This is a genomic window from Pseudomonas sp. LB3P93 (assembly GCF_054898025.1).
The window spans coordinates 4,823,351-4,839,043 of the sequence record NZ_CM142713.1 but is presented as its reverse complement, the minus strand read 5'-3'; the positions used below and the strand labels follow the sequence as shown (position 1 = coordinate 4,839,043).

The window sequence follows — 15,693 nt, the reverse complement described above, 5'->3', positions numbered from 1 at the left end:
CCTTAGAAGTTGTCAGTGGAGGTGAAAACGCCGACCCGAAGGCCTTCGGCGGTGTAGATCTCGCGGCCGTCGACGCTGACCGAACCATCAGCGATGGCCAGGTTCAGCTTGCCCTTCAGCACGCGCTTGATCTGAATGTTATAGGTCACTTTCTTGGCGGTCGGCAGGACTTGGCCGAAGAATTTCACTTCGCCCGAACCCAGCGCACGGCCGCGGCCCGGCAGACCTTGCCAGCCGAGGAAGAATCCGACCAGTTGCCACATGGCGTCGAGGCCCAGGCAGCCCGGCATCACCGGATCACCTTCGAAGTGGCAGGCGAAGAACCACAGGTCCGGAGTGATATCCAGCTCGGCGACCAATTCACCTTTGCCGTACTTGCCACCCTCGGCACTGATATGGGTGATGCGATCCACCATCAGCATGTTCGGGGCGGGCAGTTGTGCGTTACCTGGGCCGAACAGCTCACCGCGACTGCAGCGCAGCAGGTCTTCCCGAGTAAAGGCGTTTTGTTGGGTCATGCGAGCTCCTCAATAGTCCCATGCGGCAGGGTGGGGCAAATCTTCCCGGCCGACCGAAGCGTTCATGCTTCAAGTCAGCAGCCTACTCATAGACTATTGCGTTGTGGTGAAAGTCACAGCACCAAGGACATGAATGTACACTTGTGCACTGAAATTATTATTCAAGCCCCTTTTCGGGCCTGTTCGGGTGCCTAAGACTGCCGCACTTTCGCCTTTCACGCCAGTCGCAGATGGTCGAAAGGCCTGCACTACTGCACCCAGCGCTGCAGAATCTGCTGCAGATCAGTGCGTTTGAAGGGCTTGGCCAGGTAATCGTTCATTCCAGCCGATAAACACGCTTCACGGTCGCCCTGCAAGGCATTGGCGGTCAGGGCGATGATCGGCAAGTCTGCGCAGCCGGGCAACTGGCGGATCTGGCGGGTCGCTTCGTAGCCATCGATGATCGGCAGTCGGCAATCCATCAGAATCGCTTCGAAAATCAGGCTCTCGGCACTTCGCACCGCTTGCGCGCCATCGGTCGCAACGCTGACAGTAAAGCCCAGGCTGCGCAACATTGCCTCGATGACCGTCTGGTTGACCGGATTGTCCTCCACCAGCAGCACATTGCGTCCTTCGCCATGGCCTTCGCCGGCCTGTGTTCGTGGTTTCAATTCCGGCAACGACTGCTTATAGAGCGCCAGCGGAATTTCGAGGGTGAACACCGAGCCCCGACCTTCTTCGCTTTGCGCCCGCAAAGTGCCGCCCATCCGTTCGGCCAGCGTGCGCGCAATCGGCAGCCCCAGTCCGGTGCCGCCGTAACGCCTTGAAATAGAACTGTCGGCCTGCTGGAACGCGTTGAACATCAATTCCAGGCTTTCGGCCGAGATGCCAATCCCACTGTCGCGCACGGTGCAGGTGAACCACAGCAATTCGTGATCCAGTGACTGCCATTGCGGTTCGATGCTGACACGGCCTTGTTCGGTGAACTTCAGCGCATTGCCCACCAGGTTGACCAGAATCTGCCGGATTCGCGTCGGGTCGCCCTGAACCTGCAACGCGCGCATGTCTTCGGGAATCGCCAGGGCCAGATCGAGCCCGCGTTGCACCGCGCTGTGCTGGAACGATTGGGCGCAGCTGCTGATCAGGTCCGCGAGGCTGAACGGAATGTGTTCAAGCTCCAGTTCCGAACGCTCGATGCGCGAGAAGTCGAGAATGTCGTTGATGACTTTGAGCAAGTGTTCGGTGGACTCCGAAGCGAGCGCCGCGTACTCGATCTGCTCCTCGGTCATGTCGGTGGTTTCCAGCAGTTGCAGCATGCCCAGCACGCCATTCATCGGCGTACGCAATTCGTGGCTCATCATCGCCAGGAAGTCGGACTTGGCGTTGTTGGCCTTTTCCGCTTCTTCGCGGGTCTGGATCAATTGCGCCATGGCTTGATGTTGCTCACGGCTGGCCTGCTCGAGGCCCTGCGCGAGGTTGTTGATGTGTTGCGACAACGCACCCAACTCGGTGTCATCGACGATCGGCAGCGGCGTCTTGTAGTCGCCTTCCTGGATCGCCTTCACGGCGTTCCCGATGTCGCGGATCGGCTGCGACAGGCTGCCGGCCAGGCGCCGGGCCACCAGAAACGTAAACAGCAGGGCGAACAAGGCGAGAATCCCGGCCTTGAACAGGATTTCCTGCTGGCGCTGGCTGAAGGCGTCATTGGACAAGCCGACGATCACCCGGCCCAGATAATCCTCGGTCGGGGCCGTGCTGGCGGCTTTGCTGCCCTGGAAAAAATCGTTGTTCAGCGCGATCCGTTGCAGCCGCACCGGCGCCTGGAACACTTCGACCTGGTGCGAGCGGGTGTGGGTTTCCGACGGTTGCTCGACGTACACCAGAATCCGGTTGGCGCTGTCCTGGACTTCCAGAAAGCGCACGTTCGGGGTGGCCAGCGTGGCCTTGAGCAAACTGTCGAGCACCTCGTTGTTGCCCGAAATCACCCCGTATTCCGTGGCGGGCGCCAGTTGGTTGGCGATCAGCTGACCGGTGTGGTTGAGCTCCTGACGCAAGTCCTGAATGCGCACGAAGGTGAAGAAGCTGATCAGCAGCAACGTCAGCAACAGGGCGGGGCCGAGGCTGATGATCTGCGTGCGGGTATTGATGTCCCAACCGCGACGGAAGGTCATGGGCGGCTTTCTCCTTCGGCCAACTGTGCTGCGACAAATGCTTCAGTCACCTGTTCAATACCCAATGAACGAGCCACCTGCGGGTTACTTAACACTTTGAAGTGTTGCGGATACAACGCACGCGGCCAGTCTGTGGGCGGGCGATCGAGCAATTCGTCGAGCACTTCCAGCCAATCGTTCTGATCGCTGTAGGTGCTGGCCAGGCTACCGGCCTTGACGAACGCGGCGTTCGGGCCGACCAGCGCAAGTTGCCGCGAGTAGCTGCTCAAGAGCAGGTTTTTTGCGGTTTTCGGGTTGTACAAATCGGCATCATCGAGGCCCAGCAGCACGTCGCAGTTCCTCAGCAAATCCTGTAAGGGGCGGCTGTCGTTGGTGTTGTCCCATCGCTCGGCGATCACTTCAAGGCCCAACGCTTGCGCCGACAGACGCAATTCCTTGAGCAGGAATTCGCTGTGACTGTCGTACAGCACGCCAATGCGTCGGGCCTCGGGCAGGATGAGACGGGTCAGGCGCAATTGCCGATCCAGCGGCGGATCGCTCCAGAGCAGGCTGAGGTGCGACGCAAAGTCAGCGCCGAAACGTTGATGGGCTTGCAGGCGACTGATGCGCAGCACCAGCGTCGGCGGACCTTGTGTCTCTTGCAGGCGCCAGTCGAGGCTCGGCAGATCGAGCAGGATCAAACGGGTATCGGCGGGTAGTTTGCCCGGTCTCGGCAAGCTGTCCAGTGCCTGGAAGCGCACGCTGTCGGCAGGGCGCATGCCGCTCAGCGCCTGCACAAAGGATTGCACGCCGGGGCTGTCTTCGGCACCGGTCAGCAGAATGTCGGCGGCCTGAATCGGCAGGCTGCCGAGCAGACCACCAAACACTAGACACAACCCTGCCAGCAGGCGGCCAAGGGTTGGCGACTTCCGCGACAGGCGATGCAGCATTTAAAACGTCAGCTCCGCGCTGAAGTAGAGCACCCGACGCTCGTCGTAGTTGTTATCGACGAAAGTGGTCGGTTGATTGTCCAGACGTTGCTGGAGCACGCCGGCGAGTTCCAGGCTGGCCTTGCCCAGGCCGATGCGTTTGGCGATACGCGTGTCGACGCGTTCGAAGCGGTAGCCGTTGAGGGCGTCGTCACCATAATAGAAGAGGGCGCTGTTCCAGCCGTGGCCCCAATTGCGCAGCCAACCGGCGGAACCGCTGTTGCGCGCAGTGAACAGCTCATCCTGCGGATTGCTCGCCTCGGCGTCGACGTAGGCGTACGTCAGGCGCAGGCGATCGGCGCTGCTCAGGCGCCAGTCCAGTTGGGTTTCCGTGCCCTTGAACCGTGAGCTGTTGGAATTGCTGGCGATGTACTGATTGTTGCGCAGCGGTTCGCTGATCATGCCGCTGATTTCGTCGTAGAACAGCTTCACATCGACCGTCAGACCGAGCTCTGCGAAGTAACCGTTATAGCCCAGCTCGCGCGAGCGCATGCGTTCCTGTTCGAGGTCGCCGGGGCCGCGGGTCTTGACGAAATACCGGGCGCTGGTTTGGCCGTAGGCACTGGGTCGCAAGTTCGTTACTTGATAACTCCAGTTGACGTTGTTTTCGAACATGTCCGGTGAGCGAATCGCTTCCGAATACACCGCACGCAGGCCGTGACGCGGGTTGATCAGGTAATTGACCGCTACTCGCGGGGTCAGCGAGCTGCCGGTCAATTGCGTGTCTTCGAACATGGCTCCGCCCTGCAGCAACCAGTGCTCGGTGGCGCGCCACTCGAGTTGGCCGAATGCCCGCCAGGTGGTGTCGTCGAGCGTGCCATTGAAGTAGGTCTCGGAATCTGCCCGGTCGTAACGATAGTTCATGCCGCTGACCAGTCGCAGACTGTCGGACAGGCTGAGGGTGTCTTGCAGTTCGAGGTCGTAACGCGACTCCCGAGCACTTTGGTCGATGTCGCCACACAGTGTTTGCCGGGCGCCGTTGCGCCATTGCGCCAGCACTTGATTCCCCAGCGCACGTTCCGCTGCTGTGCCGGCCGGTGCGCCAGGACCGGTAAAGCGCTCGATGTTGCGCGCCAGGCGTTCGGTGTAGTTCGGGTTGAGCTGCCAGAGTTCGGTCAGTTCCGGGCTGAACGAAACCTCGGCATCACAGGCGCGCCAGGTCTGCTGACGGTCCCAGTGCTGGGCCGAGCCCTGGATATAGAGGCTGTGATCAGGATTGATGTCCAGGTTCCAGCGCAACGAGCCGGCGTAGTCCTTGGCCATGACGTCGGAATTGTTACCGGCAGCGGTAATCCCGGAGAACACCGGGCGGTAAGTATAAGGCCGCTGGTTGGTTCCGTCCTTGGCGTTCAACTGCCAATCGATGCTCTGGTTTTCACTCAGCGTCTGGCTGACGGCAAGGTTGAAACGGTTCAAGCGGCGGCTGTCGCGATAATCGGCACCGTTGCGGTTGGTGTCGAAGCCGTCGTCCTGCTGGCCGGACAGCGAGAGGCGCAGGTCGCCGCCGTCCCAACCCAGGCCCTGGCTGGCATAAAAGTCGTTGATGCCGCGCTGGCCACGGGTGACTTTCATCCGCGTGCCGTGGCTGTCGGCCGGGTTGCGGGTGATGATGTTGACCACCGCCATCAGCGCATTGGCCCCGTAGCTGACGGTGTTGGGGCCACGGAAAACCTCGATGCGTTCGACGTCTTCCATGGCCACCGGAATATCACTCCAGTCCACCGTGGCCAGGCCGGCGCGGTACACCGAACGGCCGTCGATCAGCACCTGCATGCGCCGCGCTTCGGTGGCGTTGGTGCCGTGGTAGTTCACCGCGGCCTGGTTGCCGCTGATGTTGCCGACCATCATGCCCGGCACCAGCCGCAGCAATTCGCTGATGTCCCGCGCGCCGCTGGCGTTGATCAGTTCGCTGTCGATCACCGTCATGCTTCCCGGGACGGCGGCCGGCGACTGCTTCAGGCGGGTGGCCGTGAGCACTTGCGGCAGCGGTTCGTTGTCGAGAAACAGGTCGTCGGCGAGCAATGGCGAGCTGAAAATCAGTGCCAGAACCAGCGGCGAGCGAGGTGAAGGAGAGCCAAACGACACGAAACGTCCTTGATAACGATTAGTTGGCGCGCATGTTAACCGAGCTGATCGACTTTTCCATTCACGATGCCGGCATTTTCCTAGGATTTATTGGTCTTCTTCCTACAAGTGCGGGTAATTGACACGGGGGCTGGCCGCCACGGGGACGCTCCGTATAATGCCGACATCGCCATTGGTATGGATTAACGGATTGCATATGACTGAACAGCGCCCAATTGCGGTCCTGGGAGGCGGAAGTTTTGGTACCGCCGTGGCTAATCTGTTGGCCGAGAACGGGCATCAGGTCCGACAGTGGATGCGTGACCCCGAACAGGCCGAGTCCATTCGGGTCAATCGCGAGAACCCGCGTTACCTCAAAGGCATCAAGATTCTTCCGGCGGTAGAACCGGTGACCGACCTGCAAGCGACCCTGGACGCCTGCGACCTGTGCTTCGTCGCGCTGCCGTCCAGCGCGTTGCGCTCGGTACTGGTCCCGCACGCCGAGCGGTTGAGCGGCAAACTGCTGGTGAGCCTGACCAAAGGCATCGAAGCCCACACGTTCAAGCTGATGAGCGAGATCCTCGAAGAAATCGCCCCGCAAGCGCGTATCGGCGTGCTGTCCGGGCCGAACCTGGCCCGTGAAATCGCCGAACACGCGCTGACTGCCACCGTGGTCGCCAGCGAAGACGAAGAACTCTGCCAACGGGTCCAGGAAGCGCTGCATGGCCGCACCTTCCGCGTGTACGCCAGCGCCGACCGTTTCGGCGTGGAGTTGGGCGGGGCGCTGAAAAATGTGTACGCGATCATCGCCGGCATGGCGGTGGCGCTGGGCATGGGCGAAAACACCAAGAGCATGCTGATCACTCGCGCGTTGGCGGAAATGACCCGTTTTGCGGTGAATCAGGGCGCCAACCCGATGACATTCCTGGGGCTGGCGGGCGTGGGCGACTTGATCGTCACGTGCTCGTCGCCGAAAAGCCGCAACTACCAGGTCGGGTTTGCCCTCGGCCAGGGGTTGAGCCTGGAAGATGCGGTCACGCGTCTGGGCGAAGTCGCCGAAGGCGTGAACACGCTGAAGGTGCTCAAGGCCAAGGCGCAGGAAGTGGGCGTCTATATGCCGCTGGTCGCCGGGTTGCACGCGATCCTGTTCGAAGGGCGCACTTTGAATCAAGTGATTGAACTGTTGATGCGCGGCGAACCCAAAACCGATGTCGACTTCATTTCCACCAGCGGTTTCAACTGATCACGCTTTCCAGGGAGATGCACATGAACGATCCGAAAGAGCCCACCTACGAGTCCATTCTGCTGCGGGTGTTATGGATGATCGTCTTCTTGCTGGTCTGGCAAGTGGCGCAGTTCATCCTCGGCGCGGTGGTGCTGGTGCAACTGATCTATCGTTTGATTTATGGCGCCCCGAGCGCCAGCCTGATGAACTTCGGCGACAGCCTGAGCCAGTTCCTGGCGCAGATCGGTCGTTTCGGCACCTTCCACAGCGACCAGAAACCCTGGCCGTTCGCCGACTGGCCGACGCCGCGTACACCGGAAGGCGAAGCGCCGCACGCCGTGCCGCCAGCGCCACATCCGGCCCGAGATGAGGAGCCGAAACTATGAAACTCTGGGTATTGCGTCATGGTGAAGCCGAGCCTTATGGCTCGCGTCCAGACTCCGAACGGGCACTGACGCCACACGGTTGTGAGGAGGTGCTGCGTAGCGCCGCCGAACTGATCGGCCAGCCGATCACAGCCATCTACGCCAGCCCGTTTCTGCGGGCGCAGCAGACCGCGCAGTTGGTGCGTGAAGCGCTGGGCTTTCAACCGGACATTCGCACCGTCGAATGGCTGACTCCCGGTTACAGCCCGCAAGTGGTAGCGGAGCAATTGGTGTCGGTGGATTACGCGCTGCTGGTGAGTCATAACCCGTTGGTGGGCAATTTGCTGGGCTACCTGCAGCACGGTCATGTGCAGACCCCGGAAGCAGTAAAAACCGCCGGCCTTGCTGAGCTGGAGGGCGATATGCCGCTGGCGGGTGCAATGAAGCTCAACGGCATCAAACACCCATAGTATTTGTTGGAACCGGGCCCTTGTGGGAGCGTGGCTTGCCCGCGATGGCATCACCGCGGTGCATCAGTTAGACCGCGGTGATGCCATCGCGGGCAAGCCACGCTCCCACAGGTGCGGGGCGTTCCTGTTTTTTGTAGTGAAATAGTCAACCAAGCAACCGCTTGGTTGACTACGCTTGCTCCAGACCAAAAATAAAGGAGCGAGTCGCATGTCTGCTGCTTTTCGTTTGCCGCTGGACGTCTTTTACGAGCGTGAAGCCCGTCATCCCCGCCAGCGCTTTCTGGTCCAGCCCACGGGCGGCGGACAGGTCGAGACCCTTTCCTGGGCCGACGTCGGCCATCAGGCTCGCTGCGCCGCGCACTGGCTGCGGGCCCGCGAATTGCCCCAAGGCAGCCACATCGCTCTGATCTCGAAAAACTGTGCGCACTGGATCATCGCCGACCTGGCGATCTGGATGGCCGGGCACGTTTCGGTACCGTTGTACCCGAACCTCACCGCCGAGTCCGTTGCGCAAGTGCTCGAACACTCCGAAGCGGCGCTGGCGTTCATCGGCAAACTCGATGACTGGCCGAACATGTCTCGCGGCGTCAGCGCTGATCTGCCGACCATCAGCCTGCCCTTGCATCCGTCCGGCACCTTCGATTTCAGCTGGGCCGACTTGCAGCGCAGCTCGCCGATTCAGGATGACCCCAAACCCGCCGCCGATCAGTTGGCGACCATCATCTACACCTCCGGCACCACCGGGCTGCCCAAAGGCGTGATGCACAGCTTCGGCAATCTGGGGTTCGCCACCACGCGCGGCACCCAGTTGTTTGGCCTCAATGAGTCGGACCGATTGTTGTCTTACCTGCCGCTGTGCCACGTCGCCGAGCGGATGTTCGTCGAGCTGGCGTCGATCTATACCGGGCAAACCGTGTTCTTTGCCGAAAGCCTCGACACCTTCCTCACCGATTTGAAGCGCGCGCGGCCAACCGCGTTGTTTGGCGTGCCGCGGATCTGGACCAAATTCCAGATGGGCGTGTACAGCAAGATCCCGGCGAAACGCCTCGACTTCCTGCTCGGCCTGCCCTTTATCGGCAAACGGGTAGGGCACAAAGTACTCGCCGGGTTGGGGCTGGATGCGTTGCGCGTGGCGTTATCCGGCGCCGCACCCGTGCCGCAGACCTTGCTGCTGTGGTACCGCAAGCTGGGGCTGGATGTGCTGGAGGTCTACGGCATGACCGAGAGCTGCGGTTATTCCCACATCGGCCGCCCCGGCGACAACAAACCCGGCTGGATCGGCAAGCCCTGCCCGGAGGTTGAAGTGCGGATTGCCGACTCCGGCGAAGTCATGGTGCGCAGCGGTGCGACCATGCTCGGTTATTTCAAGGACCCCGGGAAAACCGCTGAAACCATCACCGAAGACGGCTTCCTGCGCACCGGTGACAAGGGCGAGGAAGATGCCGTAGGCAACCTGCGCCTGACCGGGCGGCTGAAGGAGATTTTCAAGACCAGCAAAGGCAAATACGTCGCCCCCGCACCGATCGAAAATCGGCTGGCGGTGCATTCGCGGATCGAACAGGTGTGCGTGGTCGGTGATGGCTTGAGTGCGCCGCTGGGGTTGTGCGTGCTGTCGGCGGTCGGTCAACTAGACGCCGGCGGAACGGCGCGGGCGGGGCTGCATTCCAGCCTGGAAAAACTGCTGGAGGAGGTCAATGGTGTGCTCGACAAACACGAACGCCTGCGCCGATTGGTGGTGGTCAAGGACAGTTGGGCGGTGGAAAACGGCTTCCTGACGCCGACCCTGAAGATTAAGCGCAACGTGATCGAAGCGGCGTACGGTGACCGGTTTGAAGAATGGAGTGAGCGCAGCGAGGCGGTGCTGTGGCAGGATTGAGCCACGAATAAAACCAACAAAGGAAAGCAACGATGAGTCTGTGGCGTACCACTCCCAACGTCGAGCAGTTGAACGCAATCCAGAAAAACACCATCGGCGAAGTGCTGGATATTCGCTTCGAAGCCTTTGATGAAGAGTCCCTGACCGCGAGCATGGTCATCGACCACCGCACTCACCAGCCTTACGGTTTGCTGCACGGCGGCGCCTCGGTGGTGCTGGCCGAGACGGTCGGCTCCATGGCCAGTTACCTGTGCATCGATGCCAGCAAATTCTATTGCGTGGGTCTGGAAATCAACGCCAACCATTTGCGAGGGTTGCGTAGCGGACGGGTGACGGCGGTGGCCAAGGCGATTCACATTGGCCGCACGACCCATGTCTGGGATATCCGTTTGACCAGCGATGAAGGCAAGGCCAGCTGTGTGTCGCGGTTGACCATGGCGGTGGTGCCGTTGGGAGAGAATCCACCGACCCGCTGATTGTCGATGGAAAAAATTTCCGGCCCAATGATTTCCTGTGGCGAGGGAGCTTGCTCCCGCTGGGCTGCGAAGCAGCCCCTACCGGTGCACCCCGATCTCCAGTCCCACGGCGACCGGTTTTGCGGCTGCTGCGCAGCCGAACGCGAGCAAGCTCGCTCGCCACAGTATTGTCAGCGCACACTGAATGGCTCATTCCCCTGACCGGACTGTCATCATTCCTGGCACTTACAGTCATTGCCCCGGCCTCGCGTCTTACGGACAATCAACCCTTGTTCTAGCTCATGGATCGACCGGTATGTCGCAACAGATATTTTTCGCCCACGCCAATGGCTTTCCTTCGGGCACCTACGGCAAGTTGTTCGCGGCGCTGGCGCCCGAGTATCAGGTGACGCATCTGGAACAGCACGCCCACGATCCGCGTTTCCCGGCGGACGACAATTGGCACAACCTGGTGGATGAGCTGATCCATCACCTCAAACAACAACCGGAACCCGTCTGGGGCGTCGGCCATTCCTTCGGCGGCGTGCTGCATTTGCACGCTGCGTTGCGTTGTCCTGAGCTGTATCGCGGCGTGGTAATGCTCGATTCGCCGGTGCTGACCCGCACCGATCAATGGGTGATCCGCGCCGCCAAGCGCTTCGGTTTCATCGACCGTCTGACCCCGGCCGGCCGCACGCTGGGGCGTCGGGAAGAGTTCGCCGACCTTGACGCGGCGCGACTTTATTTCGCTGGTAAAACCCTGTTCCGCAGCTTTGATCCGGAGTGCTTCGACGCTTACCTGCAACACGGTTTGCAAAAAGTCGGCGACAAGCTGCGCCTGCGTTTCGACCCCGCCACGGAAATCAGCATCTACCGTGGTGTCCCGCACACCAGTCCAGGTCGCGCACGACAGTTGAAAGTGCCGCTGGCGGTGGTTCGCGGGCACAAGAGCCGGGTGGTGATGCGTCATCACGCAAGCTCCGTGGGGCGCATGCCGCTGGGCGAATCACTGACCATGCCCGGTGGCCACATGTTTCCCCTCGAACGTCCGCAAGACACCGCCACGCTGCTGAAAAACCTGTTCAGCCGCTGGGAAGGTCGTCGTCAGCAGGATTGCGCATGAGCCACGTCGTCGAAGAAGTTCGCCTGAGCCTGCCGCACATCGAGCTGGCCGCGCACCTGTTCGGCCCTGAAGACGGGCTGCCGGTGATTGCCTTGCACGGCTGGCTGGACAACGCCAACAGCTTCGCCCGACTGGCGCCGAAGCTCAAAGGCCTGCGCATCATCGCCCTCGACATGGCCGGTCACGGTCACTCCGGGCATCGCCCGACCGGTGCCGGTTACGCGATGTGGGACTACGCCCACGACGTCCTGCAAGTCGCCGAACAGCTGGGCCTGAAGCGTTTTGCACTGATGGGACACTCCATGGGCGCGATCGCTTCGTTGATCATCGCTGGATCGATGCCGGAGCGCGTCACGCATCTGGCGTTGATCGACGGCATCATTCCTCCTACAGACAAAGGCGAAAATGCCGCCGAACGCATGGGCATGGCCCTGCAAGCGCAGCTGGATTTGCGGGAAAAACGCAAACCGGTCTACAGCACACTGGACCGCGCCATCGAGGCACGAATGAAAGGTCTGGTGGCGGTCAGTCGTGAAGCCGCCGAACTGTTGGCACAGCGTGGACTCATGCCGGTGCCGGGCGGTTACACCTGGCGCACCGACAACCGTCTCACGCTGCCGTCGCCGCTGCGTCTTACAACCGAGCAGGCGATGGCCTTCGTCCAGCGGGTCAATTGTCCTGCGTTGTTGGTCGTTGCCGCCGAGGGCATGCTCGCCAAACATCCTGAACTGCTGGAGCGTCTACCCTTTAGCCGTGAACAGCTGCCAGGCGGCCATCATTTGCACCTGAATGATGAACCCGGCGCCGACCTTGTCGCAGACTGTTTCAATCGGTTTTTCGCCGTTCCTTGACTTGCGCCGGGCAACTGTCGAGGCTGGGCGGGTTGAAATGGGAGACAACCATGATAGATCTCTACACCGCTGCGACCCCGAATGGCCACAAGGTCTCTATCGTGCTCGAGGAACTCGGCCTGCCCTACACGGTGCACGCCTTGAGTTTCGACAAAAAGGAACAGAAGTCACCGGACTTCCTCAAGATCAATCCCAATGGCCGGATTCCGGCGATTGTCGACCGCGCCAACGGCGATTTCGCCGTGTTCGAATCCGGCGCCATCCTGATTTACCTCGCTGAACTGAGCGGGCAACTCATGCCCAAGGACCCGAAGGGCCGTTCTGTCGTCCTGCAATGGCTGATGTTCCAGATGGGTGGGATCGGGCCGATGCAGGGCCAGGCCAACGTGTTTTTCCGCTACTTCCCGGAAAAGCTCCAGGGCGCCATCGACCGCTATCAACATGAAACCCGCCGCCTCTATGAAGTGCTAGATACGCGCCTGCAAGCCGTGGAGTTTCTGGCGGACGAGTACAGCATTGCCGACATCGCCACCTATCCGTGGGTTCGCGGCCATGAGTGGTCCGGTGTCGAGGTTGAAGGTTTGCCGGCCTTGCAGCGCTGGATGGCAACCATGGAAGCGCGCCCGGCGGTACAGCGTGGCTTGCTGGTGCCCGAGCGCATCGATGATGCCAGTGTCGTCAAGGGTGCCCAGGCCATGCTGATCCGATGAGTCTATCCATGCGTTCATTCAGTGTGTTGGCGCTGTGTTGTTTCAGTCCCTTGTTATTTGCCGCCGATGTCCCGGGCAGTCAGGACTTGCCGATCGTGCCGCGTATGGCCGACGCGCAGATCGTCGACTATCGCCCCGGCGTTGAGCTCGAGCGGATTTATCCGCTGGGTTCGATCCGCAAGATCAGCGGCCAGTTGCGCTTCGATGGTCAGGTCAGCGCCCGGGGTACGGCGACGTCGGTGACCTACGAGTTGCCGCCGGAGCATTCCTCAACCGCCGCCTTCACCGCCGCCCGTGAAGCCTTGCAGAAGCAGGGCGCCGGATTGCTGTTCTGGTGTCAGGCGCGTGATTGCGGTGAAAGCAGTCTCTGGGCCAATGATGTCTTCGGCAACGCCAAGTTGTACGGTGCCGACGATCAACAGGCGTACTTGCTGCTGCGTCTCGCGGCGCCCCGGGACAATACGCTGGTGGCGCTTTACAGCATCACTCGCGGCAATCGCAAAGCCTATCTGCACGTCGAGCAGTTTGACGCTGCTGCGCCGCTGGGTGATTTGCTACCGACCTCGGCGACCTTGCTGCGAGAGCTAAAAAGCACCGGAGAACTAGATTTCCCGACGCTGAGCGCTGATCCCGACGACGCCTGGCTGCGCTTGATTTCTCGCGGCTTGAACCTCGACACCACGTTGCGGGTCAGTGTTTCCGGAGCCAAGGCCGAAGCCTGGCGCCAGGCGCTGATAGGGCAGGGCGTGCGGGCAGCGCGAATGGAAGCCGGCAACGTCGAAGGCTCCGGCCTGCACATCGAACTGTTGCGATAAGCTTTATCAGGCGGACGCGCCCGGTGCGTTCGCCTATTCTTTTCTGACTGATTCTTTCGAGACTTTACATGCCCAATAACGATCGGCTGTTGGTGCAGATCCTGCTCCTGGTGCTGTTTGGCGCGAGCTTCTGGGTGATGGCGCCGTTCTGGTCGGCGCTGTTCTGGGGCGCAGTGCTGGCGTTCGCCAGTTGGCCGCTGATGCGGTTGTTGACCCGCTGGCTCAATGGCCGGGAATCCCTGGCTGCGCTGGTGCTGACCCTGGGCTGGATGTTGCTGGTGGCAGTGCCACTGGTGTGGCTCGGGTTCAACCTGGCGGACCATGTGCGTGATGCCACGGCGTTCATCAAGGATGTGCAGATGGACGGTTTGCCGGAAGCGCCGACCTGGCTGGGTGGCGTTCCCTTGGTGGGCGAGCGGTTGGTCGTGATCTGGAACAGCATCGATCAGCAAGGCGCGGCGATGATGGTGGCGATCAAACCTTATCTGGGGCAGGTCGGCAACTGGCTGCTGGCACGCAGTGCGCAGATTGGCGGCGGCATTCTCGAGCTGACATTGAGCATTGTCTTTGTCTTCTTCTTTTATCGCGACGGGCCGCGGCTGGCGGCATTTGTCCATGGCTTGCTCGAGCGCCTGATCGGTGATCGTGCCGGGTACTACATCGAACTCGTGGCCGGGACCGTGCAACGGGTGGTGAACGGAGTGATCGGCACAGCGGCGGCGCAGGCTGTTCTGGCGTTGATCGGGTTTTTGATTGCCGGGGTGCCTGGGGCGCTGGTGCTTGGCATCGTGACCTTCATGCTCAGTCTGATTCCGATGGGACCACCGCTGGTGTGGATTCCGGCCACCGCGTGGCTGGCCTGGAAAGGCGAGTACGGGATGGCGGTGTTCCTCGGGTGCTGGGGCACGTTCATTATCAGCGGCGTCGACAACGTGCTTAAGCCGTACCTGATCAGCCGGGGCGGGAATTTGCCGTTGGTGATCGTGTTGCTGGGCGTGTTTGGCGGGTTGATTGCGTTTGGGTTTATCGGGCTGTTCATCGGGCCTACGTTGCTGGCGGTTGCGTACAGTCTGTTGACTGACTGGAGCAAGAGTCATGCGCGGGTAGACGACCGCCGGCCTTAAGCTTTATGTTGGGGCTGATGGCCCCTTCGCGGGCAAGCCCGCTCCCACAGGTTAGACGTCGTGCACGGACGATGCGTCCGGCATATGACCTGTGGGAGCGGGCTTGCCCGCGAAGCTTTTGACTCAGGTCGATACGTTCAGGTATTTACCTACCGTCGCCACGTTATCGAGCGAATACTGCCTGCTCAGATTGGCGATCATCTTGTTCAGCGCTTCATTGACGTTGAGCTCGTCGCTGGTTTTCTCGCGACCCGCTTGCAACGCTACTTTCAGTTCATCGCTGCTGACTCCACCGCTGCTGTCACTGTCCAACACCTTGAGCAACGCGGCGCTGGTGTCGGTGCTGGTCGATGAGGTGCTGTTACTGGCCTGCAACGCGCTGCTTAATTCGGTGGCGGTCACGCTGCCATCGCTGTGCGTATCAAGCTGGCTGAACAGTTCTTCGCTGGACACCTGCTGTGGCGGCGGTGGCGGCGGGGTGAGGCTGGCGGCGAGTTCGTCCTTGCTGACGGTGCCGTCTTCGTTCTTGTCCAGGGCTGAGAAAATTTCTGTGCTGTCGGCACTGCTGCCAGCGCTGGTCAAGCCCGTGCTCAGTTCGTCACTGCTAATGGCACCGTCACCATCGGTATCCAGGGCGCCAAGCAGCGCATCGGCCAGTTCGGTGTTCGGTGCTTGGTCATGCGGCGGTGGCGGTGGCGGTGGTGCCATCGCCGCCATTTCCTCGCTGTTCAGGCTGCCGCTATCGTCGCTGTCCAGGTCGCCAAAGTTCTTGCTCAGGCTGACCAGAAGACCGTCGTCGGTTTTCTGCGACAAGGCGCTTTTAAGCTCGTCCTGATCCACCGCGCCGTCGCTGTTGCTGTCGAGTTTGGCGAGCAGTTCTTTCTGGAATTGCTGGCTGCGGGCGCTGTTGGTTGTGGTGCTGCTGGTGCTGGTATAGCTCGTGTAATTGCTGACGCTACCAATCATTGGGCTCACTCCC

The 15,693-nt window shown here is 61.0% G+C and carries 15 protein-coding genes; 10 read left to right on the top strand and 5 right to left on the bottom strand.

From position 1 onward, the window contains the following. Window positions 1-2: 2 nt before the first annotated feature. From fabA to ACYZT8_RS21965, 4 genes are all read right to left on the bottom strand, one after another. Window positions 3-518 carry a 3-hydroxyacyl-[acyl-carrier-protein] dehydratase FabA gene (fabA, locus tag ACYZT8_RS21980; protein WP_008148022.1) on the bottom strand — a complete coding sequence of 172 codons (516 nt, stop codon included), beginning with the start codon at window positions 516-518 and terminating at the stop codon, window positions 3-5. 248 nt (window positions 519-766) lie between these two features. After that, window positions 767-2,668 (bottom strand): ATP-binding protein, encoded by a 1,902-nt coding sequence (locus ACYZT8_RS21975; protein ID WP_461975888.1) that lies wholly within the window; start codon window positions 2,666-2,668, stop codon window positions 767-769. After that, the gene (locus ACYZT8_RS21970) at window positions 2,665-3,597 is read right to left on the bottom strand and encodes an ABC transporter substrate-binding protein (RefSeq protein ID WP_461975886.1); all 933 of its coding nucleotides are present in this window, start codon (window positions 3,595-3,597) and stop codon (window positions 2,665-2,667) included. The genes ACYZT8_RS21975 and ACYZT8_RS21970 overlap by 4 nt, the downstream gene beginning before the upstream one ends. After that, entirely contained in the window at window positions 3,598-5,721 is a 2,124-nt protein-coding gene (locus ACYZT8_RS21965) for a TonB-dependent receptor plug domain-containing protein (RefSeq protein WP_461975885.1), read from the bottom strand. Window positions 5,722-5,917: 196 nt separating this feature from the next. On the opposite strand from ACYZT8_RS21965, the gene ACYZT8_RS21960 reads away from it, so the two are divergent. The 10 genes from ACYZT8_RS21960 to ACYZT8_RS21915 all read left to right on the top strand — a co-directional run bounded on the left by ACYZT8_RS21960 (window position 5,918) and on the right by ACYZT8_RS21915 (window position 14,714). Beyond that, window positions 5,918-6,943, top strand: coding sequence for an NAD(P)H-dependent glycerol-3-phosphate dehydrogenase (locus tag ACYZT8_RS21960; RefSeq protein WP_403106015.1), 1,026 nt, complete (start codon window positions 5,918-5,920; stop codon window positions 6,941-6,943). Between the two features lie 23 nt (window positions 6,944-6,966). After that, window positions 6,967-7,311, top strand: coding sequence for a DUF4389 domain-containing protein (locus tag ACYZT8_RS21955; RefSeq protein WP_109633920.1), 345 nt, complete (start codon window positions 6,967-6,969; stop codon window positions 7,309-7,311). Further along, a complete protein-coding gene (gene sixA, locus ACYZT8_RS21950) occupies window positions 7,308-7,760 on the top strand; it encodes a phosphohistidine phosphatase SixA (protein ID WP_461975882.1) in 453 nt (150 codons plus the stop codon). Before ACYZT8_RS21955 ends, sixA begins: the two co-directional genes overlap by 4 nt. A 208-nt stretch (window positions 7,761-7,968) precedes the next feature. Continuing rightward, entirely contained in the window at window positions 7,969-9,636 is a 1,668-nt protein-coding gene (locus ACYZT8_RS21945; protein WP_461975880.1) for an AMP-binding protein, read from the top strand. 32 nt (window positions 9,637-9,668) lie between these two features. Beyond that, window positions 9,669-10,112 (top strand): hotdog fold thioesterase, encoded by a 444-nt coding sequence (locus ACYZT8_RS21940; protein WP_461975878.1) that lies wholly within the window; start codon window positions 9,669-9,671, stop codon window positions 10,110-10,112. A gap of 295 nt (window positions 10,113-10,407) precedes the next feature. After that, on the top strand, window positions 10,408-11,214 hold the full coding sequence (locus ACYZT8_RS21935) for an alpha/beta fold hydrolase (RefSeq protein WP_461975876.1): 807 nt from the start codon (window positions 10,408-10,410) through the stop codon (window positions 11,212-11,214). Further along, window positions 11,211-12,065: an alpha/beta hydrolase gene (locus tag ACYZT8_RS21930; protein WP_461975874.1), complete on the top strand. Its 855-nt coding sequence runs from the start codon at window positions 11,211-11,213 to the stop codon at window positions 12,063-12,065. The genes ACYZT8_RS21935 and ACYZT8_RS21930 overlap by 4 nt, the downstream gene beginning before the upstream one ends. A 50-nt stretch (window positions 12,066-12,115) precedes the next feature. Then, on the top strand, window positions 12,116-12,775 hold the full coding sequence (locus ACYZT8_RS21925) for a glutathione S-transferase family protein (protein ID WP_461975872.1): 660 nt from the start codon (window positions 12,116-12,118) through the stop codon (window positions 12,773-12,775). Between the two features lie 8 nt (window positions 12,776-12,783). Then, entirely contained in the window at window positions 12,784-13,590 is an 807-nt protein-coding gene (locus tag ACYZT8_RS21920) for a DUF4892 domain-containing protein (protein WP_461975870.1), read from the top strand. 68 nt (window positions 13,591-13,658) lie between these two features. Continuing rightward, window positions 13,659-14,714, top strand: coding sequence for an AI-2E family transporter (locus ACYZT8_RS21915; protein WP_461975868.1), 1,056 nt, complete (start codon window positions 13,659-13,661; stop codon window positions 14,712-14,714). 123 nt (window positions 14,715-14,837) lie between these two features. On the opposite strand, the gene xopAW is transcribed toward ACYZT8_RS21915, so the two are convergent. Next, entirely contained in the window at window positions 14,838-15,680 is an 843-nt protein-coding gene (gene xopAW / locus ACYZT8_RS21910) for a XopAW family type III secretion system calcium-binding effector (protein WP_461975866.1), read from the bottom strand. Between the last annotated feature and the right edge of the window lie 13 nt (window positions 15,681-15,693).

Coding starts and splice junctions, on each gene's coding strand:
- fabA (WP_008148022.1), bottom strand. CDS start 518: ATGACCCAACAAAACGCCTTTACTCGGGAAGACCTGCTGCGCTGCAGT.
- ACYZT8_RS21975 (WP_461975888.1), bottom strand. CDS start 2,668: ATGACCTTCCGTCGCGGTTGGGACATCAATACCCGCACGCAGATCATC.
- ACYZT8_RS21970 (WP_461975886.1), bottom strand. CDS start 3,597: ATGCTGCATCGCCTGTCGCGGAAGTCGCCAACCCTTGGCCGCCTGCTG.
- ACYZT8_RS21960 (WP_403106015.1), top strand. CDS start 5,918: ATGACTGAACAGCGCCCAATTGCGGTCCTGGGAGGCGGAAGTTTTGGT.
- ACYZT8_RS21955 (WP_109633920.1), top strand. CDS start 6,967: ATGAACGATCCGAAAGAGCCCACCTACGAGTCCATTCTGCTGCGGGTG.
- sixA (WP_461975882.1), top strand. CDS start 7,308: ATGAAACTCTGGGTATTGCGTCATGGTGAAGCCGAGCCTTATGGCTCG.
- ACYZT8_RS21945 (WP_461975880.1), top strand. CDS start 7,969: ATGTCTGCTGCTTTTCGTTTGCCGCTGGACGTCTTTTACGAGCGTGAA.
- ACYZT8_RS21940 (WP_461975878.1), top strand. CDS start 9,669: ATGAGTCTGTGGCGTACCACTCCCAACGTCGAGCAGTTGAACGCAATC.
- ACYZT8_RS21935 (WP_461975876.1), top strand. CDS start 10,408: ATGTCGCAACAGATATTTTTCGCCCACGCCAATGGCTTTCCTTCGGGC.
- ACYZT8_RS21930 (WP_461975874.1), top strand. CDS start 11,211: ATGAGCCACGTCGTCGAAGAAGTTCGCCTGAGCCTGCCGCACATCGAG.
- ACYZT8_RS21925 (WP_461975872.1), top strand. CDS start 12,116: ATGATAGATCTCTACACCGCTGCGACCCCGAATGGCCACAAGGTCTCT.
- ACYZT8_RS21920 (WP_461975870.1), top strand. CDS start 12,784: ATGCGTTCATTCAGTGTGTTGGCGCTGTGTTGTTTCAGTCCCTTGTTA.
- ACYZT8_RS21915 (WP_461975868.1), top strand. CDS start 13,659: ATGCCCAATAACGATCGGCTGTTGGTGCAGATCCTGCTCCTGGTGCTG.
- xopAW (WP_461975866.1), bottom strand. CDS start 15,680: ATGATTGGTAGCGTCAGCAATTACACGAGCTATACCAGCACCAGCAGC.